Annotated in this window: 29 protein-coding genes; 17 read left to right on the plus strand and 12 right to left on the minus strand. The window is 59.1% G+C overall.

The window, feature by feature from the left end:
* Positions 1-181 precede the first annotated feature (181 nt).
* The 14 genes from rpsM to Q0792_RS19405 all read left to right on the plus strand — a co-directional run bounded on the left by rpsM (position 182) and on the right by Q0792_RS19405 (position 13,251).
* A complete protein-coding gene (gene rpsM, locus Q0792_RS19340; protein ID WP_298844927.1) occupies positions 182-550 on the plus strand; it encodes a 30S ribosomal protein S13 in 369 nt (122 codons plus the stop codon).
* 13 nt (positions 551-563) lie between these two features.
* Positions 564-953 (plus strand): 30S ribosomal protein S11, encoded by a 390-nt coding sequence (gene rpsK, locus Q0792_RS19345; RefSeq protein WP_227271748.1) that lies wholly within the window; start codon positions 564-566, stop codon positions 951-953.
* Between the two features lie 113 nt (positions 954-1,066).
* Positions 1,067-2,083 (plus strand): DNA-directed RNA polymerase subunit alpha, encoded by a 1,017-nt coding sequence (locus Q0792_RS19350; RefSeq protein WP_298844934.1) that lies wholly within the window; start codon positions 1,067-1,069, stop codon positions 2,081-2,083.
* 132 nt (positions 2,084-2,215) lie between these two features.
* A complete protein-coding gene (gene rplQ / locus Q0792_RS19355; protein WP_298844936.1) occupies positions 2,216-2,635 on the plus strand; it encodes a 50S ribosomal protein L17 in 420 nt (139 codons plus the stop codon).
* Between the two features lie 129 nt (positions 2,636-2,764).
* Positions 2,765-4,141, plus strand: coding sequence for a trypsin-like peptidase domain-containing protein (locus tag Q0792_RS19360; RefSeq protein WP_298844939.1), 1,377 nt, complete (start codon positions 2,765-2,767; stop codon positions 4,139-4,141).
* 3 nt (positions 4,142-4,144) lie between these two features.
* The gene (locus Q0792_RS19365) at positions 4,145-5,455 is read left to right on the plus strand and encodes a replication-associated recombination protein A (RefSeq protein WP_298844943.1); all 1,311 of its coding nucleotides are present in this window, start codon (positions 4,145-4,147) and stop codon (positions 5,453-5,455) included.
* A 31-nt stretch (positions 5,456-5,486) separates the two neighbouring features.
* Positions 5,487-5,870, plus strand: coding sequence for a fluoride efflux transporter CrcB (crcB, locus tag Q0792_RS19370; RefSeq protein ID WP_298844946.1), 384 nt, complete (start codon positions 5,487-5,489; stop codon positions 5,868-5,870).
* Positions 5,867-6,907: an RluA family pseudouridine synthase gene (locus Q0792_RS19375; RefSeq protein ID WP_298844948.1), complete on the plus strand. Its 1,041-nt coding sequence runs from the start codon at positions 5,867-5,869 to the stop codon at positions 6,905-6,907. The genes crcB and Q0792_RS19375 overlap by 4 nt, the downstream gene beginning before the upstream one ends.
* Positions 6,907-7,590: an HAD-IA family hydrolase gene (locus Q0792_RS19380; protein WP_298844951.1), complete on the plus strand. Its 684-nt coding sequence runs from the start codon at positions 6,907-6,909 to the stop codon at positions 7,588-7,590. The genes Q0792_RS19375 and Q0792_RS19380 overlap by 1 nt, the downstream gene beginning before the upstream one ends.
* Positions 7,587-8,297: an ATP12 family chaperone protein gene (locus Q0792_RS19385; RefSeq protein ID WP_298844957.1), complete on the plus strand. Its 711-nt coding sequence runs from the start codon at positions 7,587-7,589 to the stop codon at positions 8,295-8,297. The genes Q0792_RS19380 and Q0792_RS19385 overlap by 4 nt, the downstream gene beginning before the upstream one ends.
* Before the next feature lie 197 nt (positions 8,298-8,494).
* Complete coding sequence (locus tag Q0792_RS19390) at positions 8,495-9,511, plus strand: amino acid ABC transporter substrate-binding protein (RefSeq protein WP_298844960.1); 1,017 nt, start codon at positions 8,495-8,497, stop codon at positions 9,509-9,511.
* A gap of 135 nt (positions 9,512-9,646) precedes the next feature.
* Complete coding sequence (locus Q0792_RS19395) at positions 9,647-10,918, plus strand: ABC transporter permease subunit (protein WP_298844962.1); 1,272 nt, start codon at positions 9,647-9,649, stop codon at positions 10,916-10,918.
* A 1-nt stretch (position 10,919) separates the two neighbouring features.
* Entirely contained in the window at positions 10,920-12,467 is a 1,548-nt protein-coding gene (locus Q0792_RS19400; protein WP_298844965.1) for an amino acid ABC transporter permease, read from the plus strand.
* A 13-nt stretch (positions 12,468-12,480) separates the two neighbouring features.
* Positions 12,481-13,251, plus strand: a complete 771-nt coding sequence (locus Q0792_RS19405; protein ID WP_298844968.1) for an amino acid ABC transporter ATP-binding protein — start codon at positions 12,481-12,483, stop codon at positions 13,249-13,251.
* A gap of 3 nt (positions 13,252-13,254) precedes the next feature.
* Here the strand turns inward: Q0792_RS19405 and Q0792_RS19410 are convergent, their stop codons facing one another.
* The 9 genes from Q0792_RS19410 to ttcA all read right to left on the minus strand — a co-directional run bounded on the left by Q0792_RS19410 (position 13,255) and on the right by ttcA (position 21,982).
* Positions 13,255-13,749 carry a histidine phosphatase family protein gene (locus Q0792_RS19410; RefSeq protein WP_298844971.1) on the minus strand — a complete coding sequence of 165 codons (495 nt, stop codon included), beginning with the start codon at positions 13,747-13,749 and terminating at the stop codon, positions 13,255-13,257.
* A 3-nt stretch (positions 13,750-13,752) separates the two neighbouring features.
* On the minus strand, positions 13,753-14,403 hold the full coding sequence (locus Q0792_RS19415; RefSeq protein WP_298844973.1) for a ferredoxin: 651 nt from the start codon (positions 14,401-14,403) through the stop codon (positions 13,753-13,755).
* Positions 14,400-15,194 carry a sterol desaturase family protein gene (locus Q0792_RS19420; protein WP_298844976.1) on the minus strand — a complete coding sequence of 265 codons (795 nt, stop codon included), beginning with the start codon at positions 15,192-15,194 and terminating at the stop codon, positions 14,400-14,402. Before Q0792_RS19420 ends, Q0792_RS19415 begins: the two co-directional genes overlap by 4 nt.
* A gap of 57 nt (positions 15,195-15,251) precedes the next feature.
* Positions 15,252-16,115 carry an acetylglutamate kinase gene (gene argB, locus Q0792_RS19425; RefSeq protein ID WP_298844979.1) on the minus strand — a complete coding sequence of 288 codons (864 nt, stop codon included), beginning with the start codon at positions 16,113-16,115 and terminating at the stop codon, positions 15,252-15,254.
* A gap of 52 nt (positions 16,116-16,167) precedes the next feature.
* Positions 16,168-16,818: a ribosome biogenesis GTP-binding protein YihA/YsxC gene (yihA, locus tag Q0792_RS19430; protein ID WP_298844981.1), complete on the minus strand. Its 651-nt coding sequence runs from the start codon at positions 16,816-16,818 to the stop codon at positions 16,168-16,170.
* Positions 16,815-17,552: an MOSC N-terminal beta barrel domain-containing protein gene (locus tag Q0792_RS19435; RefSeq protein WP_298844984.1), complete on the minus strand. Its 738-nt coding sequence runs from the start codon at positions 17,550-17,552 to the stop codon at positions 16,815-16,817. Before Q0792_RS19435 ends, yihA begins: the two co-directional genes overlap by 4 nt.
* The gene (gene yidC, locus Q0792_RS19440) at positions 17,549-19,366 is read right to left on the minus strand and encodes a membrane protein insertase YidC (protein WP_298844987.1); all 1,818 of its coding nucleotides are present in this window, start codon (positions 19,364-19,366) and stop codon (positions 17,549-17,551) included. The genes Q0792_RS19435 and yidC overlap by 4 nt, the downstream gene beginning before the upstream one ends.
* A gap of 126 nt (positions 19,367-19,492) precedes the next feature.
* Positions 19,493-21,043, minus strand: coding sequence for a bifunctional diguanylate cyclase/phosphodiesterase (locus tag Q0792_RS19445; protein WP_298844990.1), 1,551 nt, complete (start codon positions 21,041-21,043; stop codon positions 19,493-19,495).
* Positions 21,044-21,157: 114 nt separating this feature from the next.
* Positions 21,158-21,982, minus strand: coding sequence for a tRNA 2-thiocytidine(32) synthetase TtcA (gene ttcA, locus Q0792_RS19450; RefSeq protein ID WP_298844993.1), 825 nt, complete (start codon positions 21,980-21,982; stop codon positions 21,158-21,160).
* A 99-nt stretch (positions 21,983-22,081) separates the two neighbouring features.
* Between ttcA and Q0792_RS19455 the strand changes: the two genes are divergently transcribed.
* Positions 22,082-22,609 (plus strand): DUF3833 domain-containing protein, encoded by a 528-nt coding sequence (locus Q0792_RS19455; RefSeq protein WP_298844995.1) that lies wholly within the window; start codon positions 22,082-22,084, stop codon positions 22,607-22,609.
* A gap of 3 nt (positions 22,610-22,612) precedes the next feature.
* On the opposite strand, the gene yidD is transcribed toward Q0792_RS19455, so the two are convergent.
* The 3 genes from yidD to rpmH all read right to left on the minus strand — a co-directional run bounded on the left by yidD (position 22,613) and on the right by rpmH (position 23,417).
* Positions 22,613-22,840 (minus strand): membrane protein insertion efficiency factor YidD, encoded by a 228-nt coding sequence (yidD, locus tag Q0792_RS19460; RefSeq protein ID WP_298844998.1) that lies wholly within the window; start codon positions 22,838-22,840, stop codon positions 22,613-22,615.
* Positions 22,837-23,205, minus strand: coding sequence for a ribonuclease P protein component (rnpA, locus tag Q0792_RS19465; RefSeq protein ID WP_298845040.1), 369 nt, complete (start codon positions 23,203-23,205; stop codon positions 22,837-22,839). Before rnpA ends, yidD begins: the two co-directional genes overlap by 4 nt.
* A gap of 77 nt (positions 23,206-23,282) precedes the next feature.
* On the minus strand, positions 23,283-23,417 hold the full coding sequence (gene rpmH, locus Q0792_RS19470) for a 50S ribosomal protein L34 (protein WP_037911188.1): 135 nt from the start codon (positions 23,415-23,417) through the stop codon (positions 23,283-23,285).
* 301 nt (positions 23,418-23,718) lie between these two features.
* On the opposite strand from rpmH, the gene Q0792_RS19475 reads away from it, so the two are divergent.
* Both Q0792_RS19475 and Q0792_RS19480 read left to right on the plus strand, forming a co-directional pair.
* On the plus strand, positions 23,719-24,450 hold the full coding sequence (locus Q0792_RS19475) for a TVP38/TMEM64 family protein (RefSeq protein ID WP_298845011.1): 732 nt from the start codon (positions 23,719-23,721) through the stop codon (positions 24,448-24,450).
* 1 nt (position 24,451) lies between these two features.
* Complete coding sequence (locus Q0792_RS19480; protein WP_298845014.1) at positions 24,452-25,870, plus strand: FAD-dependent oxidoreductase; 1,419 nt, start codon at positions 24,452-24,454, stop codon at positions 25,868-25,870.
* The last annotated feature ends 4 nt before the right edge of the window (positions 25,871-25,874 follow it).

Below are 25,874 nucleotides of genomic sequence, written 5' to 3' on the forward strand. Positions count from 1 at the left end.
CGACTGGACCAAAACCCCATAACACGCGCTATCTCTGACGAGAATCAAATTGTCTTACGGGTCGCACCCGGATGGCAGGATCACCTGATCAGCTGACGCCCGACGCCATGAAAAGCTTCGGGCTTACGTTGTGAAAAAAGGGTCTGGAATGACGGACCCGCAACGAAAAGGAATATAACACGTGGCACGTATTGCCGGCGTAAACATCCCGACTGCAAAGCGGGTTCCAATCGCCCTCACCTACATCACCGGTATCGGCAACGCTTCTGCGAAAGCAATCTGCGAAGCCGTTGGTATCGACGCATCCCGCCGGGTCAACGAGCTCTCGGACGCCGAAGTTCTGGCCGTTCGCGAGCACATCGACGCTAACTTCACTGTCGAAGGCGACCTGCGCCGCGAAGTGCAGATGAACGTCAAGCGCCTGATGGACCTCGGCTGCTACCGTGGCCTGCGCCACCGTCGCAACCTGCCGGTCCGCGGTCAGCGCACACACACAAACGCACGCACACGCAAAGGCCCCGCAAAGGCCATTGCCGGCAAGAAGAAATAAGGGAGGCTGATCAATGGCACGTGATAAGACACGCACAAAACGCAAGGTCTCCAAAAACATCGCAGCCGGCGTTGCGCATGTGAATTCGAGCTTCAACAACACCAAAATCCTGATCTCTGACGTGCAGGGCAATGCGATCTCCTGGTCGTCCGCCGGCACCATGGGTTTCAAAGGCTCGCGGAAATCCACACCCTATGCTGCCCAGATGGCTGCCGAGGATGCGGGCCGCAAGGCACAGGAACACGGTGTGAAGACGCTGGAAGTTGAAGTTCAGGGCCCCGGTTCGGGTCGTGAGAGCGCCCTGCGCGCGCTGGCAGCTGCTGGTTTCAACATCACATCGATCCGCGACGTGACGCCGATGGCGCACAACGGCTGCCGCCCGCCGAAACGTCGCCGGGTTTAATTGTATAAGACCTTTCGGGGCTGCGTGTTTTCGCGCGGCCCCAATCCGCTTTTTTGAAACCTCGAGAGTCGCAGCCTTAGGACATGGGGGCGCTGACGAGAATGGAGGGACGCATGATCCACAAGAACTGGGCCGAACTGATCAAGCCGCAACAGCTTGACGTAAAACCGGGCAATGATCCGGCACGCCAGGCCACCGTGACAGCAGAACCGCTGGAGCGTGGCTTTGGTCTGACAATGGGCAACGCACTGCGTCGGGTTCTGATGAGCTCACTGCAGGGTGCAGCGATCACATCCGTACAGATCGACAACGTACTGCACGAGTTTTCGTCGGTTGCCGGTGTCCGCGAGGACGTGACCGACATCATCCTGAACCTCAAGGGCATTTCCCTGCGCATGGAAGTTGAGGGACCCAAGCGTCTTTCCGTTTCCGCCAAGGGCCCGGGTGTTGTCACAGCGGGTGATATTTCCGAAAGCGCGGGCATCGAGGTGCTGAACCGCGATCACGTGATCTGCCACCTTGATGACGGCGCTGATCTCTACATGGAGCTGACGGTCAATCAGGGTAAGGGCTATGTCTCTGCCGAAAAGAACAAGCCTGAGGACGCGCCCATTGGCCTGATCCCGATCGATGCGATCTATTCGCCGGTCAAAAAAGTCAGCTATGATGTGCAGCCGACCCGTGAGGGCCAGGTTCTGGACTATGACAAGCTGACAATGAAGGTCGAAACAGACGGGTCCATTACGCCGGATGATGCAGTGGCTTTCGCCGCGCGGATTCTGCAGGACCAGCTGGGCATCTTTGTGAACTTCGACGAGCCGGAATCCGCGTCGCGTGCCGATGAGGACGATGGTCTTGAGTTCAACCCGCTGCTGCTCAAAAAGGTCGACGAGCTGGAACTGTCGGTTCGCTCCGCGAACTGCCTGAAAAACGACAACATCGTCTACATCGGGGATCTCATCCAGAAAACCGAAGCCGAGATGCTGCGCACGCCGAACTTTGGCCGGAAATCCCTGAACGAGATCAAGGAAGTGCTGTCCGGCATGGGTCTGCATCTGGGCATGGACGTCGAAGACTGGCCACCAGACAACATCGAAGATCTGGCCAAGAAATTCGAAGACTCCTTCTGAGGGGTCTTCGCTGATGCCCGCCCGGTGCGGGGACGACATGGGCCATGTGGCCCCAAGGAGAACCGGGTGACACGCATCACCCGGTCAGACAAAGCAAAACAGCCCGTAGAGGGCACGATTAGGAGATAGAAAATGCGTCACGCACGTGGATACCGCCGCCTGAACCGCACACATGAGCACCGCAAGGCGCTCTGGGCAAATATGGCGGGCTCGCTCATCGAACATGAGCAGATCAAAACAACTCTGCCCAAGGCAAAAGAACTGCGCCCGATCATCGAAAAGATGATCACGCTGGCAAAACGCGGGGACCTGCACGCGCGCCGTCAGGCCGCGGCAAAACTGAAGCAGGACGAATACGTCACAAAACTCTTCGACGTGCTTGGCCCGCGCTACAAGGACCGCCAGGGCGGTTACGTTCGCGTTCTGAAAGCCGGCTTCCGTTATGGCGATATGGCACCGATGGCGATCATCGAATTTGTCGATCGCGACCGCGATGCCAAAGGTGCCGCTGACAAAGCGCGCCTGGCTGCTGAAGAAGCTGCTGAAGAATAAAAACTGGCGCAGTTGCGCCGGCCTGGCCCCTGACCCTGACGGGACAGGGGCTTTTTTTATGCCTCTGGCGGGGATATCTAAAGCCGGAGAAGGGCGCGAACGCGTGTCTGTTGCACAGAGGAGGTACTGATGCGTCTGATACTGGTTCTCGTGGCAATTGTCTGGGCAGGTGCGGGGCTGAGCCAGCAGGTTCCTCAGTCGGCTGCTCAGATGCAGCTGAGTTTTGTGCCGCTGGTCCGACAGGCGACGCCGGCAGTGGTCAACATTTATGCGCGGATTATCCGGCCCGGGCGCAGCAGTCCCTTCGAGGGTGACCCGTTTTTTGAACGCTTTTTCCGGGACAGTTTCCGCGAGCAGCCGCGCGTGCAGAATTCGCTGGGGTCTGGGGTCATCCTGAGCAGAGGCGGCATTGTCGTTTCAAATTACCACGTGGTGGGCAACGCCACAGACATACGGGTCGTCCTGTCCGACAGACGTGAATTCAGCGCCCAGGTGCTTCTGAGCGACGCGCAGAGCGATCTTGCTATTCTCAAGCTGGATGAGGCTGCTGACCTGCCATTCCTGCCGCTGCGTGCTTTTGAGACAGTTGAGGTGGGCGAACTGGTACTGGCGATCGGGAACCCTTTTGGCGTCGGGCAGACGGTCAGCAGCGGCATTGTGTCCGGACTTGCGCGTTCAGGTGCTGCAACGGGAAGCGGTCGCGGGTATTTCATCCAGACGGACGCGCCGATCAATCCGGGCAATTCAGGCGGTGCGCTGATCGACATGAACGGATCGCTCATCGGGATAAACACATCCATTCTTACGCGGTCCGGGGGGTCCAACGGCATCGGTTTCGCGATCCCGTCTGACCTGGTGGCAGCATTCGTGGCGCAGGCCGAAGAGGGACGGGAGAGTTTTGCGCGGCCATGGGCCGGAATCAGCGGTCAGCCCGTAGATGCAGAGATGGCAGAGGCCTTTGGCCTGTACAGACCCGGTGGGATAATCGTGTCAGGGATTCATGCGGCCAGCCCGTTTGCGACGGCCGACGTGGAGGTCGGTGATGTGATCGTCTCAGTCAACGGGCGGCCCGTAAATACCCCGTCGGAGATGATATACCGGATGAGTGTCACCGGGCTGGGTCAGGAGGCCGTTATCACCCGCCTGCGGCAGGGAAACGCGTCCGATACGTCAGTGCGTATGATAGAAGCGCCCGAAACACCAGCGCGTGACCGGACGACGCTGCGCGCCCGCGAGGTTCTCGAAGGCCTGGTGCTGGAACGGGTGAACCCGGCGGTGATTTCCGAATACAACCTGCCGCTGGAGGCAGAGGGGGTTCTGGTCGCCGACACCGGCCGTCTGGGCCGGCGCGTCGGTCTGTTGAAGGGAGACGTCATCATGGGCGTAAACGAGGTGGCGGTCGCACATCCTGATGAGATTCGCGCCTTGCTGGCCGAACGTGCGCGCCGGTATGAACTGATCGTGTTGCGGGGCGCCCGGCGCATCGTTCTGCAGTTCAGGGTCTGAGCGGTGACCGATCTCTTTTCCTCTGACCCTGCGCCGGACAGCCCGTCCGGGCACCGGCCGCTGGCAGACAGGCTTCGCCCACAGACGCTGGCCGATGTCATCGGACAACGGCAGGTTCTGGGGCCCGACGCACCGCTGAAGGCTATGCTGGCTTCCGGCGCGCTTTCGTCGCTGATTTTCTGGGGGCCGCCGGGTGTCGGTAAGACCACGATTGCGCGGCTTCTGGCCCATGAGACGGATCTGCATTTCGTGCAGATCAGCGCCATTTTCACCGGGGTGCCGGATCTGCGCAAAGTCTTTGAGGCTGCGAGGATACGTCGGACAAACGGGCAGGGCACATTGCTGTTCGTGGATGAGATACACCGGTTCAACAAAGCGCAGCAGGATGGCTTTCTGCCCCACATGGAAGACGGAACAATTCTGCTGGTCGGAGCTACAACTGAAAACCCGTCCTTTGAACTGAACGCCGCTGTGCTCAGCCGTGCGCAGGTGCTGGTTCTTGAGCGGCTGCCAGCAGAGGATCTGGAGCTGATGGCGCAGCGCGCCGAGAGCGAAATGGATACACAGCTGCAGCTGACACCAGAGGCACGCTGTGCCTTGCTGGATATGGCTGACGGGGATGGTCGCGCGCTGCTCAACCTCGTCGAACAGGTCGCGGCATGGAAGACGGACACCCCGCTGGATACAGATGCCCTGGCCGCGCGGCTGATGAAACGGGCCGCTCAGTACGACAAGGGCGGGGATGCGCATTACAACCTGATCTCAGCGTTGCACAAATCAGTGCGCGGGTCTGATCCGGATGCGGCGCTCTACTGGTTTGCCCGAATGCTTGAGGGTGGCGAGGACCCCAGGTATCTTGCGCGCCGGATTACCCGCATGGCGGTGGAGGACATCGGGCTTGCGGACCCGCAGGCGCAGGCAGTCTGCCTGCAGAGCTGGGAAACCTATGAGCGTCTGGGCAGTCCCGAGGGAGAACTGGCACTGGCTCAGGCGGTTGCCTATCTGGCACTCGCACCGAAATCCAATGCCAGCTACGTGGCCTACAAGGGCGCGCGTGCGGCCGCGAGGCGGACAGGTTCTGAGCCGCCGCCCAAACATATTCTGAACGCGCCGACATCGCTGATGAAAGACCAGGGATATGGCGACGGATATGCCTACGACCACGATGCCGAAGACGGGTTTTCGGGCCAGAATTATTTCCCCGACGGCATGGAACGGCCCGAACTTTACCAGCCTGTGGAACGGGGGTTCGAACGCGATCTGAAAAAGCGGCTGGACTACTTTGCGCGCCTGCGGGTCAAGCGGGAAACTTGACATTTGAAGGCAGAGGCGTGAGAGACCGCGGATGATCAAAACTCTGTCTCTTGTTGCTCTTGGCGGCGCACTTGGTGCCGCACTGCGGTTCCTGTGGGGGGTATCCGTCTATCGCCTGACCGGGGGGCCGGGTGAGTTCCCCGTCGCAATCATCGGGGCGAATGTACTGGGGTCCTTTCTGATGGGAGCTTTTGTGGTGCTTGCCGCGCATAAGGGGCTGACGCATATGAGCCCCTTTGTCATGACCGGCTTGCTGGGCGGGTTCACGACATTCTCGGCATTTTCGCTGGAAACGGTGACGCTGATGGAGCGGGGGTCTTTCGGACCTGCCGCGCTGTATGTTCTTTTGTCGGTTGGCCTTTCAGTGGCTGGTCTGATGGCCGGTCTGTGGCTGATGCGGGGAGTATTGCTGTGAGCCGGGTCCAGACACGTACTGTCGCGCCGGACGATGCCGAGCAGCGTCTTGATCGCTGGTTCCGCCAGCAGTTCCCGCAGATCAGCCAGGGCCGAATCGAAAAGATGTGCCGCAAGGGCGAAATCCGTGTGGATGGTGGCCGGGTCAAAGGGTCAACACGTCTGGAGGCCGGTCAGCAGGTGCGTATTCCACCCCTGCCGGACACCGCCGCTCCGGCCCCCGCGCCGCGCAGCGCCGTCAGCGATGCTGACGCGCGCCTGATCCGGTCATGTGTGATCTACAAAGACGACGACGTGATTGCGATCAACAAGCCAGCGGGACTGCCGACGCAGGGCGGCTCTGGCCAGACCCGGCATGTTGACGGCCTGTCAGAGGCACTGAAATTCGGACTGGAGGAAAAGCCGCGTCTGGTGCACCGACTGGACAAAGACACATCCGGCGTGCTGCTTCTGGCACGGAACCGGATGGCCGCCAGAGGACTAACGGCGGCCATGCGCCACAAAGAGACGCGCAAGATTTACTGGGCGCTCGTCGCGGGTGTGCCCACACCGTACCTTGGAGAAATCCGTTTTGGCCTTGTGAAAGCTGCGGGTCGGGGGCGCGGCGGTGAAGGCGAGAAAATGATCGCGGTTCATCCGCGCGATATGGATGACACGCCGGGCGCAAAACGGGCGCATACGCTTTATGCCACGCTCTACCGCGTTGCCTCACGTGCCGCATGGGTGGCCATGGAGCCGGTTACGGGACGCACGCATCAGCTGCGCGCGCACATGGCCGAAATCGGCCATCCCATCATCGGAGATGGCAAGTATGGCGGCTCGGGGCAGGAAAATATGGGGGATGGCTGGGGTGCCCAGCTGGGAGGCGTGATCTCCAAGAAGCTGCACCTGCATGCCCGCATGATGCGTTTTGAGCATCCGGTCACCCGTGCTGTTGTGACGGTGACAGCGCCCATGCCGGACCATATGGCGCAAAGCTGGGAAACCTTTGGCTGGACCGATGACCTTGCGGCAGAAGACCCTTTCGAGGCGCTGTGATGGCGGACCAGCTTAAACTCGTTATTTTTGACGTGGATGGCACGCTTGTCGACAGCCAGGCGGATATTGTGGGTGCAATGACCCGGGCTTTCGGGGCTTGCGGACGTGACGTGCCTGAACACAGCGTGATCCTTGGCATTGTTGGCCTGTCGCTGGACACTGCGATGGAACGGCTCGCACCGGGCGCATCTCCTGCAGAACGGGTTCTGATGGTGGAGGCTTACAAGGACGCCTATGTCGGGATGCGGGCAAAAGTGGGCGCCGCGCAGTCCTCGCCACTGTATCCTGGCGCTCTCGATGCTCTTGATCATTTGCATGCTGATCCGGAAATTCTGCTGGGTGTCGCAACGGGTAAATCCCGGCGTGGGCTGGATAAACTGGTCGAAGCGCACGGTCTGGAAAAATATTTTGTCACCCGGCAGGTCGCTGATTTTCATCCCTCCAAGCCACACCCGTCGATGATCCTGCAGGCGATGCAGGATGCCGGCGTTGGTCCGCGGGAGACGATCATGGTGGGAGACACGAGTTTTGACATGGAGATGGCGCGGGCGGCAGATGTCGGCGCGCTGGGCGTCAGCTGGGGATATCATCCGGTCAGCCGGCTGAGAGCGGCGCACAGGGTGCTGGACGACTTCTCATTGCTGCCCGCAGCCGTGTCGGAGATGTGGAGGATTTCTGGATGAGCGAATGGAAAGCGAAACGTTTCTGGACCTTCGCTGAAATTGTGCAACAGCCTGACGGCTTTGGTGTCCTGTTGGATGCGCGCCCGGTAAAAACACCTGCAAAGCAAACGCTTACGGTTCCCACCGCCGCGATGGCGCAGGCAATTGCGGACGAATGGAACGCCCAGCAGGAACAGATCGATCCGCGTTCGATGCCCTTTACCCGCACCGCCAATGCAGCGGTTGACAAGGTTGCGGTTCAGCATGCGGAGGTCGCGCAGATGCTTGCGGGATATGGCGACAGTGATCTGCTGTGTTACCGTGCGGAACGCCCGCAGAGCCTGGTTGACCGGCAGAATGAGCTCTGGGACCCCTGGCTGGACTGGGCCGCGGACGCGCTGGGTGCGCGTCTGATACCCCGATCGGGTGTCATGCATGCGGCTCAGGCCCCGGAGGCGCTGGCGCAGCTCAGTTCACGCGTGTACGGGCTTACACCGTTTGAACTGGCGGCTTTCCACGATCTTGTCAGCCTTTCCGGATCATTGATTCTTGGCTTTGGCGCGGCGTATGGTCACCGTCCGGCAGAAGAGATCTGGGATATTTCACGCCTTGACGAGAACTGGCAGGCAGAAGAATGGGGAAAGGACGACGAGGCAGAGGCGGTGGCGCAGATTAAGCGCATGGATTTTCTCCATGCAAAACAAGTGTTTGAACTCGTTCAGGGCTAAGGCCCGACTGGATGCCTGCAAATGATGCAGCTGGCGCTGAAAGAGACCTGATTTTAGGCACGTCACCCTTGACCTTATCCGGTGAATGCGACCAGAATGATGCCCACTTGAAGGGGAGAGCCTTCATTATCGCCACCGGCCTGCTGGCTGGTCGAAACCGCCCCTGAAAAGGGGGGGGAAATCAGGAAGAGGTAAAAATGAAAAAATCAGTATTTCTCGGCGCACTGACAGTCGCCGGCATTGCCGCAGGCGCGGCAGCCGCCGGTACACTGGACGACGTCAAAGCACGCGGCAAACTGAACTGCGGTGTGACAACCGGCGTTCCCGGTTTCGCCGAACCGGATGCCAATGGCGTCTGGCAGGGCTTTGACGTTGCGGTATGCCGCGCCGTTGCAGCAGCGGTTCTGAGCGACCCGGAAGCGGTCGAGTTTGTCCCGACAACCGGTAAAACACGTTTTACCGCGCTGGCGTCCGGCGAAATCGACATGCTGGCACGTAACACCACATGGACATTCTCACGCGACGTGGACCTGAAGTTCGAATTCACCGGCGTAAACTACTACGACGGCCAGGGCTTTATGGTACCCAAAGAGCTGGGCGTGACATCGGCTAAAGAGCTTGATGGCGCAACAGTCTGCATCCAGACGGGCACAACAACCGAGCTGAACCTCGCGGACTTCTTCCGCGCGAACAACATCAGCTACGAGCCGGTGCCGATCGAAACAGGTGCGGAAGCTGTCCAGCAATACAACGCCGGTGCATGTGACGTTTACACAACTGACGCATCCGCTCTGGCTGCTCAGCGTGCAAACTTCGAAGATCCTTCGGCGCATGTGATCCTGCCGGAAATCGTCTCCAAAGAGCCGCTGGGACCGCTTGTCCGTCATGGCGACAACGAGTGGGCAGACATTGTCCGCTGGACCCTGAATGCGCTGGTCACAGCTGAGGAACTGGGTGTCACATCGGTGAACCTGGCAGAACTCGGTGGTGGATCTGACAACCCCGAAGTCAACCGTCTGCTTGGTACAGAAGGTGACCTCGGCGCAATGCTCGGGCTCGACAAAGAGTGGGCCAAGCGCGCGATCGGCGTTGCCGGTAACTACGGCGAAGTCTTCGAGAAGAACATCGGCGAATCGACACCGATCGGTCTGGCCCGCGGCCTGAACGCTCAGTGGACCGATGGCGGCCTCATCTACTCGCCGCCCTTCCGTTAATCAAAAACCGGGAAAGAGCGCAGAACTTCTGCGCTCTTTCTTTTTCAGCCCGGCGCAAAGCCGGCAACTTCTGGTCTCGCACCACCAAGAGTGCTTCAAAAAAAGTCCAGTATCCAACGACGGGGAACGTCATAAATGACGACATTAGCCGACGCACCGGTGAGCAATACACCGAAGGAGTCGTTCCGGCTCGCTATGCTGTTGAACGACACACGCTACAGATCGCTTACTTTTCAGTTCATCGCGCTCGTTGCCATCATCGCCTTTATGGCGTTTGTCGGTGGCAACCTTGTGCGAAACCTGGCCGAAGCCGGTCTGAATATTTCATACGCCTTCCTGGGCGAGCCTGCGGGCTATGACATTAACCAGCGACCCATTGAGTACGACTCGCAGTCGTCACATGGACGCGCCGCGGTTGTGGGGCTGCTGAACACGCTTATCGTGGCGTTTCTGGCCTGTATGACCGCAACAGTGATTGGCGTCGTGGCAGGTGTGCTGCGGCTGTCCAACAACTGGCTGGTCTCCAAAGTCATGAGCTTTTACGTCGAGATCTTCCGCAACGTACCGGTACTGATCTGGATCCTGATCATCTTCTCGATCATGATTAATGCGCTGCCCGGGCCCAGAGATTTCCGTGGCGACAACCCCACAGCGTCAATGTCATTCTTCGATACCGTTGCATTTACCAACCGGGGCGTGTTCGGCCCGGCGCCCCAGTTTACCAACAGCTTTGGCGCAACTGCCGATGTGCCTGCGACCAGCACAGGTCTGGACTGGCTCATAGTGATTGCAGCCCTGATGCTGTCATTCTTTGTCGCGCGGGCTATCAGGGCGTGGGCTACAAAAACGCAGGAAGCGACCGGTGTTCGCCCGGCGACGTGGCACATGCTGCTGGCAACCTGGGTGATTCCGGTGGGAATTGTACTGACGTTTCTGGGCCTCACCTGGGAAATCCCGGCGCTCAGAGGGTTCAACTTCCAGGGCGGTATGCAGATCCGCGGATCGCTGATTGCTCTCTGGTTTGCGCTTGCGATCTATACCGGTGCCTTCATCGCCGAGAACGTGCGTGCCGGCATCATGGCTGTTTCCAAAGGCCAGACTGAAGCCGCAGGTGCGCTGGGTCTGCGCCCAAACCTCATCATGTCGCTTGTGGTGCTGCCACAGGCGCTGCGGGTGATTATCCCACCACTGATTTCGCAATATCTCAACATCACGAAAAACTCGTCTCTGGCGATTGCGGTGGGCTACATGGATGTCACCGGAACGCTGGGCGGTATCACGCTGCTGCAGACTGGTCGCGCGATTGAGACCATCCTGTTGCTGATGCTGTTCTACCTTACGATCTCGCTGCTGATTTCGGCCGTGATGAACGTCTTCAACAACTCGATGAAACTGAAGGAGCGCTGAGATGTCCGATACTGAACTCGCGTTTGTACGCTCCGAAGAGATCCCGCCAGCGCCGCCGCCCGCCTCTGAAGCAGGTGCGGTCAAATGGATGCGTGAGAACCTGTTTGCAGGGTGGTTCAATACTCTGCTGACGATCCTTGCGATCTATATCATCGGGCGGTTCGTCGTCTTTGCTTTCCCGTGGTTCTGGAACGGTGTCTGGGATGCCGGTTCCATCAAGGAGTGCCGCGATATCCTGAGTGCAGCCGGCAAAACCACCGGTGCCTGTTTCGCGGTGCTTGTGGATCGCTGGGATCACCTGCTCTTTGGTTTCAAATACCCGGCTGAGGGTTACTGGCGACCGACTCTGGCATTCATCATGCTGATCTTTGCCGCAGCGCCTGCGCTTTTTGCACAGTACGTGCCGCGCAAGTTTCTGATCTTTACAGGTCTTTACCCGTTTATCGCGTTCTGGCTTGTCTGGGGCGGATCGCTCTGGGTGCCATTGTGTATCCTCGCAGCAATTCTCGCGACGGCCTACATTTTCCGGGTTGTAGAAAACCTCGACGTCGGTGCGCGCGGCGTGCTTGCGGGTATTGTCGGGGCTGCTGCCGGACTGGGGCTTGCGTTTCTGCTGTTTCAGGGCGCGACCGAACTGTGGTTCATCTCAAACTCTGTAGGGGCCGGTGGTGCGCTGGGAACGCTTGCCAGCCTTCTGTTCAAAGCGGCGTCGATCTTTATGTTCGTCTTCTTTATCCCTATGGGCATCTTTGTAGGCTATGCGATCTACAACGATGCAGAGGATGGCGGCCTTGTCACTGTGGTCACAGCACTTTTCGCGATTTACGTGATGCTCGCATACCTGCTGAGCCCGGTGTCCGGCGCTCTGAACGCGATCATCCCGATTGAGCTGCAGGCGGTACCGTCGCGTGACATGGGCGGGTATATGCTCTGTCTCATCCTCGGGACGGTCTGTGTGTCGCTGTCGATCCCGCTGGGCATCGTCCTGGCGCTGGGGCGTCAGTCTAACATGCCGCTGATCAAGGGCGTCTGTGTTGTCTTCATCGAGTTCGTGCGCGGCGTGCCGCTGATCACGCTGCTCTTTGTGGCCAACGTTATGCTGGCATACTTCATGCCGCCGCAGTCGAACTTTGACCTCATCCTTCGGGTGATCATCATGATCACGATGTTCTCGGCGGCCTACATTGCCGAGGTGATCCGGGGCGGTCTGGCCGCTCTGCCCAAAGGTCAGTATGAGGCCGCGGACTCGCTGGGTCTGAACTATACACAGTCCATCCGTCTGATCATCCTGCCGCAGGCGCTGAAGATTTCGATCCCCGGTATTGTGAACGTGGCCGTTGGCCTCTTCAAGGATACCACGCTGGTCTCCGTGATCTCCATGTTCGACATTGTCGGCATGATCCGCGGGCCGATCCAGCAGTCGACAGACTGGATCAGCATTTACTGGGAAGTCTATCTCTTCGCAGCAATGGTGTTCTTCGTCGTGTGCTACTCGATCTCACAATACTCGCAGTGGCTGGAACGCCAGCTGGCAACAGACCACAAATAAGGAGGCCTGAACAATGGCTGAACAAGCAATACAAATGCAGGTCTCTGACGAGATTGCGATCACCATTTCCAAGATGAACAAGTGGTATGGTGCGTTTCACGTGCTGCGGGACATCGACCTGACGGTGAACCGGGGCGAGCGGATCGTTATCTGTGGCCCGTCGGGCTCGGGGAAATCCACGCTGATCCGCTGCATCAACGCGCTTGAAGAGCACCAGCAGGGATCGATCGAGGTGGATGGCACATTGCTGTCGTCGGACCTCAAGAACATCGACAAGATCCGGTCTGAGGTCGGTATGTGCTTTCAGCACTTCAACCTCTTTCCGCATCTGACGATCCTTGAGAACTGCACGCTTGCGCCGATCTGGGTGCGTAAGACACCCAAAAAGGAAGCCGAGGAAACGGCGATGCACTTCCTCGAAAAGGTAAAGATCCCGGAACAGGCGGACAAATATCCCGGACAACTCTCCGGTGGTCAGCAACAGCGGGTGGCGATTGCGCGCTCCCTGTGCATGCGCCCCCGGATCATGCTCTTTGACGAGCCGACATCCGCGCTTGACCCGGAAATGATCGCAGAGGTGCTCGACACGATGATCGAGCTTGCCGAGGAGGGTATGACCATGCTTTGCGTGACCCACGAAATGGGCTTTGCACGCAAAGTGGCGAACCGAGTGATCTTTATGGATGCGGGTCAGATTGTGGAACAGAACGAACCGGAATCGTTCTTCAGCAACCCACAGAGCCCGCGGACCCAGCTGTTCCTCAGCCAGATCCTCGGCCACTGATCCTCAGATCAGTTCGCGCGGAACGACAAAGGAAACCGGCCGGCCACTGTGCTGGCCGGTTTCTTTCCATTGATCCCCCTCAAAATCACAGACCAGTGTCGCGGCTGTCGGATAGTCGTCGAACCGGTCGTGGTCGGGGGGCTGGCTGACCAGCGCATGGGCCAGGTCGGCAAGGCCGTGATTATGCCCGAGCATCAGTACACAGCGCCCGTCTGCGGCCCGCAGGCTGTCCAGCATCGCACTGGCGTGCGCCAGATAAAGCGCGCGGTGAAATGTGATGTCGGGCTCCCCGGTCAGCTGCAGGCGCTCCAGCGTTTCGCGGGTACGCTGTGCGCTCGAACAGAGCACCTGATCGGGCAGATACCCTTCGTTGCGCAACCAGGCGCCCATTGCATCAGCAGACCGGCGTCCCCGTTTGTTGAGCGGCCGGTCATGATCAGACAGACCACCACAGTGCCAGTCAGATTTCGCGTGGCGCATGAGGATCAGTCTGCGCATTCGTTACCCCCGGAAAACCTGCATATGATAGGCCGACTGCGCCGGCTGGCGGGGGTGCTGCACTGACACAGGGCAGGCCCTGCGTGCAAGACACCCTGCGGCCATGCAATCAGCGCCTGCTGTCTGGCCGAGATGAGATTTGCAGGCGTCCACATCATAGCCTGTCCCGTCAAAGGCGTTGACGGGGCATGCGCTTTTACAGGGTTTCGTGTCACAGGTGATGCAAGGGCTGGGCGGCGCGGGTGGCAGGTCAATGTGTTCGCGCAGGGCAAGTGCGCCGCGAAAGGACACGAACAGCCCGGCTTCGTCATGGACCAGCAACATGATCGGGGACGCGTGGATACGGCCCGTGCGCTGCGCCCAGCTGAAGAACGGCAGCCACGGCGGGCCGCCAAAAGGAAAAAGTGCGGTGGCGCCAAGTGATCTGGCCCAGCCGCCGATAACCCGCTCTGACCATCTGTCCATGGGGTCGGGCGCGCCGTCCAGTGCTTCGGCTGACTGGCTGTATGCGGGCCAGAATTCCGGTGCTGACGGGCCGAGCAAAAGAAGTGTCCTGTAGCCGTCGGGTGCGCCGTCCGTTGTATCCGGGTGAAACCCGCCGAGGATCGTCAGGTGACGTTCCCTCGCGCCAGCCTCAAGCGCAGCCCAGCTCACTTGCGCGCAAAGGGCAGGGTCATGGACCAGCCGAATCGTGAGGGCCGGTCATCCTGCCATTCAAGCCCGACTTGCATGTCATCGTGCCCCTCTGCCGGTTGCGGAATGTAGGTACCGAACATCTGATCCCAGATGGAAAGTGAAAACCCATAGTTGCTGTCATGTTCAGCGCGGTACACTGAATGATGCACCCTGTGCATGTCTGGTGTCACGAGGACCCGGCGCACGATTGTATCGAGCCAGAGCGGCAGTCGCAGGTTGGAATGGTTGAACATGGCCGTGCCGTTCAGAATGATCTCAAAAAGCACAACGGCAACGGCTGCCGGCCCCAGCAGGTACACCAGTCCGATCTTGAGCAGCATGGAGAGTGCGATTTCAACCGGATGAAAGCGGATGGCCGTGGTGACGTCCATATCGACATCGGCGTGATGAACCCGGTGCAACCGCCACAGCAGGGGTACCTTGTGGGTGATCAGGTGCTGCAGCCAGATCGCGAAATCCAGGATCAGAACGCAGATCACCACCTCAAGCCAGAGGGGCAGGGCAAGCGCATTGAAAAGACCCCATCCCTGTGCTTCAGCATCCAAGGCAGCACCAACCGCCAGCAGTGGCAGCGCAAATGCCAGTGCGCGCAGTGTCAGCGTGTTGACGATGGTCACGCCCCAGTTAGTGACCCACCGGCGAGACCGGGGCTGGCTGCGGATACGGCGGGGTGCCAGGCTCTCCAGCAGTGCAAGCACTGTGAACAGGCCAAGAAACACCACAAGACGGATGAGGGCTTCGTTTTCCATGGGTCTGAACTTAACGCGAACCGGTTGCGGTACAAGCGACAGGCTGACACATCCGCGTCAGTCAGCGCGGATAATCGACCCGGCACCATGCTCGGTGAAAAGCTCCAGCAGGCATGCATTGGGTGCGCGCCCGTCGAGGATGACCGCGGCACGCACGCCGCCCTCGATCGCATTGAGCGCAGTCTCTGTCTTGGGGATCATACCGCCGGCAATCGTGCCCTCGCGGGTCAGAGTGCGGATCTGTTCTGCGCTGAGTTCGGTCACTACCTCTCCTTCCGCATTCTTTACACCGGCCACATCCGTGAGCAGCAGCAGGCGATCTGCTTTGAGGGCCGCAGCGACAGCACCTGCAGCAGTGTCGCCGTTGATGTTGAATGTCTCACCGTTTCTGCCAGAACCAAGAGGGGCTATGACCGGGATGTATTCCCTGTTGGTAAGGTCAGTGAGCAGCCTTGGATTGATCTCGTCGGGCGTGCCGACAAAACCCAGCGCCGCATCGGTCTGCGAGCAGGTTATCATCGCGCCGTCCTTGCCGGACAGGCCGACAGCGCGCCCGCCCTGACTGTTGATTGCCTGCACGATACGTTTGTTGACAACGCCGCTCAGCACCATTTCGACGACTTCCATTGTCGCAGCATCCGTCACGCGTTTGCCGCCGGAAAATTCTGATCTGATCTGCAGCCGGTCCAGCATCGCGTTTATCATCGGACCCCCGCCATGGACCACAACAGGGTTCACACCTACCTGGCGCATCAGCACTACATCGCGGGCGAATTCGTCCATCGCCTCGTCGCTGCCCATCGCATGACCACCAAGTTTAATCACGACGGTTGCATTGGTATAGCGCTGCAGAAAGGGCAGGGCTTTGTTCAGGGTGCTTGCGGTGGCAATCCAGTCGCGGTTCATATCCTGGGTCTTCATATCAGGGCCATGGTCCGATGGTTATGATCGCGCCCGGTGCGCTCTGCAAGGGCTATTCAAGTGTCGCGATTATGGCGCGTAAAGTGGGAATGCCCCAGCCTTTTTCGCTGGAAGTTACGATCAGTTCCGGAAACGCCGCGGGATGTTTGCTCAGCGACGTGCGGACCTGATCCAGAACTCTGGCGCGCTCTGCCTCTTTGACCTTGTCAGCTTTGGTCATCACGACCTGAAACGTAACCGCTGCGCTGTCCAGAAGAGACATGATTTCGTCGTCGACTTTTTTAACACCATGTCGCGAGTCAATCAGCACAAATGCCCGGCGCAGTGTCTGGCGACCGGACAGATACTGGCGCAGCAGGCGCTGCCATTTCTCGACAACCGCAACCGGCGCATTTGCATAGCCATACCCTGGCAGATCGACCAGAAAATGCTCTTCGCCCGCAGTGAAATAGTTGATTTCCTGCGTCCGGCCCGGTGTGTTTGACGCCCTTGCAAGGCCCTTGCGGCCGGTCAGAGCGTTGATCAGGGAGGACTTGCCGACATTGGACCGTCCGGCGAAACAGACCTCCATTGGACCGGCGGGTGGCAGGCCAGACATTGCGACCACGCCTTTGACGAATTCTGTGTCGCCTGCAAAAAGAAGGCGACCCCGTTCTGCGATCGCCGGATCGGGCTCTTCTGCGACAGGAAATTCCAGCATCAAAGGACCTCCAGCCTGTCGCCTTCGCGCACCAGACCGCTCTGGATGACCGCTGCGCAGACACCGAATTCCTGGTGGCCAAGCTGTTTCAGTGCCCCGAGCGTGTCCGCGTCGCGGGCCCCGGTTTCCGGGTTGGCAGTGGTCGCACGGCATCTTGTAATGCGCTCGCGCACTTCCAGCACGGTGTCACCCAGCGACACTTTCCGGCCTACCAGCGCAAATTCGTCCCAGGCATTCATGCCGTCCAGCCAGAAGTTGCTGCGCCATCTGTGGTGCGAAAGGCTTTTCCCGACCTGTTGTTCAACAGCTGCATGCGAGGCGTGGCTGCTCAGCGACACGGATGCAAAATCGCTGTCCGTAAACCCACGCCCGTTCAGACGCAGAATGCCCGTTGATGCGGCGCGGTTCTGAGGCATGAGAGGTTTCATCCATTCCAGAAAAGCGACCACGTCGTCGTCGGGCCGAAAGACCAGATCGGGCCGTTTCGGATGTCTCAGCGTCAGAGTTTCGGTGGCCTCTGTCAGTTCCGCGGTGATCGCCATAAGCTCCGGTGCCTTGGCTGCACGCGTAAAATTGGAACAGCTCAGCCACCCGTCCGCATGACGCGTTGCCTCATGTGTTACCGCCCATACCCTGTCCCAGGGCATAGCCTCACCCTTCTTCAGAGCCACCTGAGAAATCTGCTCGCGTCCGTGAGCCTTCAGCGGATACCGCAGGATCTCAGCGACACGGCTCATTCGCCGTCCGGTTTGGATTTCCTGCCAAAGCTGCCCTTGATGTTGCCGAACACGTCGGGCGTATATCCCTGGCTGCGCATGATGATGTACTGCTGGGTGAACGTAATTGTGTTGTTCGCAATCCAGTAGACAACAAGTCCGCTGGCGAAGCCGCCGAGCATGAACATGAAAACCCATGGCATCCAGGCAAAGATCATCTGCTGGGTCGGGTCAGTGGGTGCAGGGTTCAGCTTTTGCTGCATCCACATCGAGATACCCAGCAGCAAAGGCAGAATCCCGATAAATACCAGCGCCATCAGCGAGCCAGGTTCCGGGCCTGCGAAAGGCAGAAGGCCGAAAGCGTTCATGATTGAGGTGGGATCAGGGGCGCTGAGGTCCTGGAATGGCCCGAAGAACGGCGCATGACGCAGCTCGATTGTGACAAAGATCACCTTGTACAGCGAAAAGAAAATCGGAATCTGCAGAAGAATAGGCAGGCATCCCGCGGCTGGATTTACCTTTTCCTTTTTGTAGAGCTCCATCATGCCCTGTTGCATTTTCTGACGGTCTTCGCCGGCTTCTTCCTTGAGCTTCTCCATCTGGGGCTGAAGCTCTTTCATCTTCGCCATAGAGACATAGGATTTGTAGGCCAGCGGGAACAGGATTGCCTTGATGATCAGTGTCAGGCCGATAATCGCCCAGCCCATGTTTCCGATGATCTGATTGAGATAGTGCAACAGCCAGAAAATTGGCTTCGTCAGGAAGAAGAACCAGCCCCAGTCAATGCTGTCGATAAAGCGGTCAACGCCGGCGGTCTGATAATTCCGGATCGTTTCCCATTCCTTGGCACCGGCAAAAAGCTCGCTCTGCGCTGAGATCGTTGCACCCGGTGCCAGCGTCTGCGTCGGCAGAACCACCTCTGCCTGGTATATATCGCGGCGATCATCATATTTCGCTGTTGACCTGAACGCGCTGCCCGGCTCCGGGATCAGTGTCGACATCCAGTAGTGATCGGTGAAGCCGATCCAGCCGTTCTGTTCGACCTGTGTCGTCTCGGCCCGGGCGCCGTCGCGCTCGGAGAAGGCAAAGTCCGGCATATCCGACCAGTCGGTTTCCGTCAGCTCACCGTCCGCCATCGCAACAACGCCTTCGTGCAGGATGAAGAAGTTCATCAGGTCCGTCGGTTCGCCGTGGCGGGCCAGGATCCCGTAAGGGGCCATACTGACAGTCGCGTCGCCTGAGTTGCTCACAGACTGGGTCACGGTGAACATATAGTCATCGTCAACTTCGATCTGTCGCTCAAATGTGAGGCCGGCACCATTGTCCCATGTCAGAGTGACCGGTGCGCCGGGGCTCAGAGTGTCTCCCGCCGTCAGGTCCCACATAGTGTTCGGGCCCGGTACAGAAGAAGGATCGAGGCCGGACCCCGCAGCCCAGCCATAAAGTGCGTAATATGCCCCCGCGCTGCCAACAGGTGACAGCATTTTCACGATTTCCGCGTTTTCTTCGAGCGATACGCGATAGTCCTTGAGAGACAGATCGTCGATGCGGCCGCCAAGCAGCGAGATCGAACCTTCCAGACGGTCTGTCGATACAGGAACGCGCGGTGCATCACTGATGGCTTCTGCGCGGGTATCACCGGCGGTCGCGGTCTGCCTGGCCGGAGCAGCTGCGGATGGCGCTGCCGCAACAGGAGTGTCAGGTGTCAGGTCCGCGGATGTGGTAACCTCGGACGGAATTTCAGGCTCGGGTGGCGGAAACAGAACGAACCAGACCAGGATCACAAGGAAACTGAGCGCTGTTGCCAGAATGAGATTCTTGTTCTGATCGTCCATCGGGACCGCCACCTGATCTGTTTTGATATCAGCGAGGGTTCAACAGAGTACGGGGGCAAAGGTCAAGCGGAATCCGTGTCCCGCTGCTCTGGGTCGCAGCATTGAGTGGCCGGGTGCAGCGCGCTGTCAGCCGGAGCGATCCCCCATGATCCGCGGAGGGTCCTGAAGTCTGGCGTTGTGGCTTTCGATCCAGGCGACCGTCTGGTCAAAGGGCATGGGTTTACCAATTCCGAATCCCTGAACGTGATCACAGCCCAGCTGCGAGAGCAACGCGTGTTCTCCACTGCTTTCGACCCCCTCTGCAAGGGTTTCGACACCGAGCCGCTCTGCCATGGTCAGAATCGCGCTGATCATACGCTGCTGGTCAGGATCACGATCGGATTTCATAACAAAAGACCGGTCAATCTTGATCCGGCTGACCGCAAAGCGCCTGATCGACGCGATCGATGCATGGCCCGTGCCGAAGTCATCAAGATCAATCTTACAGCCCATCTTGCTGAGACCGTTTATGTTGCGCGAAACCATGTCATCGGGTGAGCTTGCAACGACAGTTTCCAGAACCTCGACGGCCAGGCGGTCCGGGGCGAGGCCGAAACAGTCCAGTTCCCACTGCACTTTCTGCACGAGGTTCGGGTTGTTCAGTTCAGGCCCTGCAAAATTGACGCCTATCTGGGGAACGGTCACCTCCAGATCGTCCCATGCGCGCAGGGCGCGGAATGCATGATGCAACATTACTTCTGCAAGACGCTCCAGTTGTCCTGCCTGCTCAATCGCGGGCAGAAATTCGCCGGGCGGTATCATTCCCCTTTTGGGGTGATGCCATCGCGCCAGCGCCTCAAAGCCTGTAACGCGTCCTGTGTCGGTCGATATCTGTGGCTGGAACCATGGTCTTATCTGATCCTCTTCCAGCGCTTTCACGACCTCTTCGCGCAGTTCGCTGCGGGTATCCGATTTGCGGCTCATATCAGCGGAAAAGGCGCGGATGGAGGCGGGGCCGTTATCGCGGGCCTCAACCAGCGCGAGGTCTGCGCCTTCCATCCATGACAGGGCGTCCTTACCTGCAACCCGCGCATGCTGACAAAAACCGATTGTCGCCGTGACATAGATGGCAGTGCCGTCAACTGAAACCGGTTCCTCGACGGCTTCCTGCAGACGCCCGGCCAGTTGAATGCATGTTTCCAGATCAAGGTTGGGAACCGCTTCAAGGCATGCCGCAAACCGGTAGGCGCCAGTAAGGGTGACAGCATCGTTGTCACGCAGGATGGAAACTATGCGATCACCCACGACTGCGGTTACTTCTTCGGCTGCGGCGTGCCCATACGTTTTCTCCAGGACGTCATGCTCGTCAATTTCAACCATGTAAATCGCGGATTTCGAGCCGGATTCGCCGGTACTGGAAAATGTGTACCCAACGAAATCCCGGAACGTGTCGCGTGGCATCAGGCCGCGGGAAACAGCGCGTGCAAGCTTCGGGTCAAAACGGCGTGCATCAGCGCCACCAAGAATCAGGTAGACAACCGGCACGGCAATTGCGCAGACCATCAGAGCCGTTTCGCCACCGATCCAGTATGTAGCGAGGCAGAAAGCGGGCAGGCAGGCGAGAGCCACAGGGCCGAGAAAGAGTATCGCGGCCCTTTCCCGTAACTTCCGCAGATTGCGGACCATGTTTCCCGCCATGGGTTTTCCTCTCAGCGCAGCACATCGGTGTCTGCCCTGCAGGTTAGGTGCGTCTGCATGAGAGTCTGGTTAACGCAACCTGCGTTTCCGCGTTGAATAAGGCTAAAATTCAACCTACCCGCGGGTAAGGCCCTGAAAATCGAAAAGGGCCGGATCCAGAAGGTGCGAGGGGCGTGCATTCGTCAGAGCGCGAAACATCACCTGGCGCCTGCCCGGGCTGTTTCGTTCCCATTCGTCCAGGATGGCTTTTACCTGCTGGCGTTGCAGGCCGTCCTGACTGCCGCAGAGATCGCATGGGATAATCGGGTAATCCATTGCGCGCGCAAATTTCTCGCAATCGGCCTCAGCTACATGGGCCAGCGGCCGGTAGACAAAGAGATCGCCCTCTTCATTCAGCAGCTTGGGCGGCATGGTTGCGAGTCTGCCACCATGAAAAAGGTTCATGAAGAATGTCTCAAGAATGTCGTCCCGGTGATGTCCCAGCACGACAGCAGAGCAGCCCTCTTCGCGGGCGACACGGTACAGATGCCCGCGCCGCAGCCGCGAACACAATGCGCAGAAGGTCCGCCCCTGCGGGATTTTGTCCATCACAATGGAATAGGTATCCTGGTACTCGATGCGGTGCGGCACGCCCATTCTTTCCAGATATGCCGGCAGGACAGTTGCCGGAAAACCGGGCTGCCCCTGATCAAGGTTGCATGCCAGCAGATCGACCGGCAGCAGGCCGCGCCATTTCAGTTCGTAGAGCACTGCAAGCAGCGTATAGCTGTCTTTGCCGCCGGACAGGCAGACCAGCCATCGTGCCCCGGGCTCAATCATTCCGTATTCATCTGTCGCCTCGCGCACCGCGCGGACGATCCTTTTGCGAAGTTTGCGGAACTCGGTTGTTTTCGGCGCGCCGCTGAACAACGGGTGAATTTCGTCCTGGGTATCAAGCATCACTTCGGATCCTGGCTGAAGTCGCCCTTCTATACCGCCGCGATCAATGAACCAAAAGCCCGTACCGGGCGTACCCCTGTCAGAACGAAAGGAATAATGATGCGACAGGTGCTTTTTCTGGTCTTTGTGCTCTTTCTCGGTGCGTGTGTTGGCAAGCCGGCGCTCAGGGACGAGAAACTGTCGGACAGCGAATTCAATCTCGAAGAGTTCTTTGAGGGCAGAGTGCTGGCACAGGGCCAGTTCCAGGATGTTTTCGGGACGGTTCGGCGCCGTTTTGACGTAGAGATCAACGGCACCTGGGACGGCCAGACGCTCCGGCTTGTCGAGGATTTCACCTATGCGGATGCAACAACAGAACAGCGCATATGGACGCTTACCAAAACCGGCCCGGAAACCTGGGAAGGCACTGCGCCGGGCGTGATCGGCGTGGCCACAGGAGAGGAGCAGGGCGATACCTTTAACTGGCGCTATACCATCGATCTGCCTGTGCCTGATGGTACACTGCGTGTCAGTTTTGACGACTGGATGTGGCAGCTGGGAGAAAATCGCGTGCTGAACAGGGCCTATATGACAAAGTTCGGCGTCGACATCGGCGAAGTGATCATAAATTTTGAAAAGCAGCCCTGAGGTTCAGTCGTCCTCTGGCACGGGATCATACCCGGACCGGCCCCAGGGGTGGCAGCGAAAAATGCGCCGTGCGGCCAGCCAGGAACCGCGCAGCGCTCCGTGGCGGTCCAGTGCCTCAAGTGCGTAGGCGCTGCATGTAGGCTGGTAGCGACAGTTGTGACCAACCCAGGGGCTGAACAACAGACGATAGGCCCGCACAGGCAGCGAGATCACCCGTGCGAGGGGGGTCACTTCAGGCGCCCATGAAGATTGTCGATTGCGGATTCAAGATCAGCCTTCAGGCGATCGAAAGGCAGGCTGGCAGTTTTATCGCGTCGTCCGATCAGCACATAGTCGGTGTCAGCGAGGCCTTTATGCGGCAGGACTGCCCTGGCGATTTCACGCAGACGTCTTTTTGCGCGGTTGCGCTGCACCGCGTTGCCGACCTTTTTCGAGCAGGTGAAGCCGACGCGCATGCCCGAGGCATTTTCTGCGGCGTGACGGCGCATCTGAAGTACAAAACCAGGTTTTGAAACGTGCAGCGCCCTGGCGGCCAGCAGAAAGTCGTGTCGCTTTCTCAGAGTAGTGACCGCACGCAAAGAAGCCGCCCCGGACATGCCCCCTCCGGTCTTGTTACCGGTCGGGTTGGTCATGGGCGGCTTTTTCATGTCAGAACCTGAAGGTCCGGACGGCGTCAGGCGCTCAGGGATTTCCGGCCCTGTGCGCGGCGCGCGTTGATGATCTTGCGGCCGGCTTTGGTCGCCATGCGCGCACGGAACCCGTGACGGCGCTTGCGGACGAGGTTCGAGGGTTGATAGGTGCGTTTCATCGCTCCGTCTCCAATACTGCTTCGGGTCTGGCGCGGAATCGGTCCGCGTCAGATATCAATAGAAGCCCGTCTCCTAAAGCGGTCACGGGACCAAGTCAAACCCTTCCGGGGCGAAAATCCACGGTTTCTGCAACATAAACGCTGCTTTTACGCTGCGATGTTACAGCACCCGTCACAAACGTCGCGTCCGGCTCGCATTTGCGTCACGCCGGATCAAGCGCGCGTGATACCCCTGTCGCGGCCGGCCCGCAGCCGTCATGTATGACATCAATTGCAACCCGCAGCCCGAAAGGCGACAAAGATGTCAGACATGACGCAGGAAACAAAACCAGGCGCTTTGCGCTATCTGCCGATGATCGCCATCCTGGTGGTGGCAGCGGTGGGCGCGTTTACGCTGCGGGACTACATCAGTTTTGATGCGCTGAGAGACAACCGCGAGGCACTGATTGCGCTGCGGGATGCGAATTTCATACTGACGGTGTTCGGTTTTGTGGCGGCGTACATCGTAATCGTCGCGTTTTCCCTGCCCGGCGCGCTTATCGCGACTCTGACCGGTGGATTCCTTTTCGGTACAGTTGGCGGGTCAGCGCTCAGTGTTACCGGTGCTACCATTGGCGCGACCGTTATTTTTCTGGCGGCGCGCTTCGGGCTTGGTGAGCGTCTGAAAGAACGGATGGATGCCTCACAGGGTACGGTACGCAAGATCAGGGAAGGCCTTGACGAAAATCAGTGGTCGATGCTGTTTTTTCTGCGTCTTGTACCGGTTGTCCCCTTCTTTGTGGCAAACCTGATACCGGCATTTCTGGCCGTTCCGGTCCACCGCTACGTGATCTCTACCTTTCTGGGCATTATCCCGGGGTCACTGGTCTATTCTTCGGTCGGGGCGGGACTTGGCACAGTGTTTGAGCAGGGTGAAAGCCCGGACCTTGGCATTATCTTTGAACCGCATATCCTGTTGCCGATCCTCGGGCTGAGCGCGCTGTCGCTGCTGCCCGTCCTCATCAAAGCCGTGACAGGCAGGAAAGATCTCTGACATGAAACGCATCAAGACGGATGTTCTGGTCATCGGGGCGGGCTCCGGCGGCCTGTCGGTTGCGGCGGGTGCCGTCCAGATGGGCGCGAGCGTGACCCTGCTTGAGGGCCACAAAATGGGCGGTGACTGCCTGAATTACGGCTGTGTGCCCTCCAAGGCGCTGATTGCCAGCGGCAAAGCGGCCTGGCGCCAGCAGCATTCTGCGCAATACGGCGTGGCCGACGCAGCCGGTGACGCGGATTACGCCGCTGCCAAGGACCATGTGCGCGACGTGATCGCACAGATCGAACCGGTCGACAGCCAGGAGCGCTTCGAAGGACTGGGCGTGAATGTCATCCGCGAATTCGGACGCTTCGTCTCGCCTTCCGAGGTCGAGGCCGGTGATACGGTGATCACCGCACGGCGGATCGTTATCGCTACGGGGTCCTCACCTCTTGTACCGCCCATCCCGGGACTCGAGAGCGTCCCTTACGAGACCAACGAGACACTGTTCGATCTGCGCGAAAAGCCTGAGCATCTGCTGATCATCGGTGGTGGACCCATCGGCATGGAAATGGCGCAGGCGCACATCCGTCTGGGCAGCAAAGTGACCGTAATTGAGGGCGACAGGGCGCTGGGCAAGGATGATCCGGAAATGGCTGCTGTCGTGCTGGACACCCTGCGCGCCGAGGGCATTGTGATCGAAGAGAACGCACTGGCCGAAGAGGTACGCGGCAAGGCCGGAGCGATTGAGGTGCTGACCAAAGACGGGCGCAGCATCAAAGGTACGCACCTGCTGATGGCTGTGGGTCGGAAATCCAACACCGACAAGCTGGACCTTGACGCGGCAGGCATCGAAACCACCCGCACCGGCATCAGGGTGGACGACGCGCTGCGCACCACCAACCGCCGCGTCTATGCCATCGGCGATGTGGCCGGTGGTCTGCAGTTTACACATGTTGCAGGCTACCATGCCGGTGTGATCATCCGGTCGATGCTGTTTGGTCTGCCGTCAAAGGCGAAAACGACCCATATCCCATGGGCCACCTATACCGACCCGGAGCTGGCGCAGGTCGGTCTGACCGAGGCTCAGGCACGCAAGGAACATGGCGACCGGCTGGAAGTTGTCCGGTTTGAATTTGAACATAATGACCGCGCCATAGCCGAACGTAAGACCAAAGGTCTGATCAAAGTCATGGTGGTCAAAGGACGCCCCGTGGGAGCGTCGATTGCCGGGCATCAGGCTGGCGAACTGATCAGTCTGTGGTCACTGGCACTGGCAAACCGGATGAAGATGAGCCAGATTGCCGGTATGGTCGCGCCCTATCCGACTATCTCCGAGGTCAATAAACGCGCGGCTGGGGCCTATTTCAGCCCGCGGCTTTTCGAAAATCAGATGGTCAAACGCGTGGTTGGACTTGTCCAGCGCTGGATCCCGTGAAACG

Origin of the sequence: uncultured Roseobacter sp., from assembly GCF_947495025.1 — a bacterium.
Classification (GTDB): Bacteria; Pseudomonadota; Alphaproteobacteria; order Rhodobacterales; family Rhodobacteraceae; genus Roseobacter.

Coding starts and splice junctions, on each gene's coding strand:
- rpsK (WP_227271748.1), top strand. CDS start 564: ATGGCACGTGATAAGACACGCACAAAACGCAAGGTCTCCAAAAACATC.
- Q0792_RS19350 (WP_298844934.1), top strand. CDS start 1,067: ATGATCCACAAGAACTGGGCCGAACTGATCAAGCCGCAACAGCTTGAC.
- rplQ (WP_298844936.1), top strand. CDS start 2,216: ATGCGTCACGCACGTGGATACCGCCGCCTGAACCGCACACATGAGCAC.
- Q0792_RS19360 (WP_298844939.1), top strand. CDS start 2,765: ATGCGTCTGATACTGGTTCTCGTGGCAATTGTCTGGGCAGGTGCGGGG.
- crcB (WP_298844946.1), top strand. CDS start 5,487: ATGATCAAAACTCTGTCTCTTGTTGCTCTTGGCGGCGCACTTGGTGCC.
- Q0792_RS19380 (WP_298844951.1), top strand. CDS start 6,907: ATGGCGGACCAGCTTAAACTCGTTATTTTTGACGTGGATGGCACGCTT.
- Q0792_RS19385 (WP_298844957.1), top strand. CDS start 7,587: ATGAGCGAATGGAAAGCGAAACGTTTCTGGACCTTCGCTGAAATTGTG.
- Q0792_RS19390 (WP_298844960.1), top strand. CDS start 8,495: ATGAAAAAATCAGTATTTCTCGGCGCACTGACAGTCGCCGGCATTGCC.
- Q0792_RS19395 (WP_298844962.1), top strand. CDS start 9,647: ATGACGACATTAGCCGACGCACCGGTGAGCAATACACCGAAGGAGTCG.
- Q0792_RS19400 (WP_298844965.1), top strand. CDS start 10,920: ATGTCCGATACTGAACTCGCGTTTGTACGCTCCGAAGAGATCCCGCCA.
- Q0792_RS19405 (WP_298844968.1), top strand. CDS start 12,481: ATGGCTGAACAAGCAATACAAATGCAGGTCTCTGACGAGATTGCGATC.
- Q0792_RS19410 (WP_298844971.1), bottom strand. CDS start 13,749: ATGCGCAGACTGATCCTCATGCGCCACGCGAAATCTGACTGGCACTGT.
- Q0792_RS19420 (WP_298844976.1), bottom strand. CDS start 15,194: ATGGAAAACGAAGCCCTCATCCGTCTTGTGGTGTTTCTTGGCCTGTTC.
- argB (WP_298844979.1), bottom strand. CDS start 16,115: ATGAAGACCCAGGATATGAACCGCGACTGGATTGCCACCGCAAGCACC.
- Q0792_RS19435 (WP_298844984.1), bottom strand. CDS start 17,552: ATGAGCCGTGTCGCTGAGATCCTGCGGTATCCGCTGAAGGCTCACGGA.
- yidC (WP_298844987.1), bottom strand. CDS start 19,366: ATGGACGATCAGAACAAGAATCTCATTCTGGCAACAGCGCTCAGTTTC.
- Q0792_RS19445 (WP_298844990.1), bottom strand. CDS start 21,043: ATGGCGGGAAACATGGTCCGCAATCTGCGGAAGTTACGGGAAAGGGCC.
- ttcA (WP_298844993.1), bottom strand. CDS start 21,982: ATGCTTGATACCCAGGACGAAATTCACCCGTTGTTCAGCGGCGCGCCG.
- Q0792_RS19455 (WP_298844995.1), top strand. CDS start 22,082: ATGCGACAGGTGCTTTTTCTGGTCTTTGTGCTCTTTCTCGGTGCGTGT.
- rnpA (WP_298845040.1), bottom strand. CDS start 23,205: ATGTCCGGGGCGGCTTCTTTGCGTGCGGTCACTACTCTGAGAAAGCGA.
- rpmH (WP_037911188.1), bottom strand. CDS start 23,417: ATGAAACGCACCTATCAACCCTCGAACCTCGTCCGCAAGCGCCGTCAC.
- Q0792_RS19475 (WP_298845011.1), top strand. CDS start 23,719: ATGTCAGACATGACGCAGGAAACAAAACCAGGCGCTTTGCGCTATCTG.
- Q0792_RS19480 (WP_298845014.1), top strand. CDS start 24,452: ATGAAACGCATCAAGACGGATGTTCTGGTCATCGGGGCGGGCTCCGGC.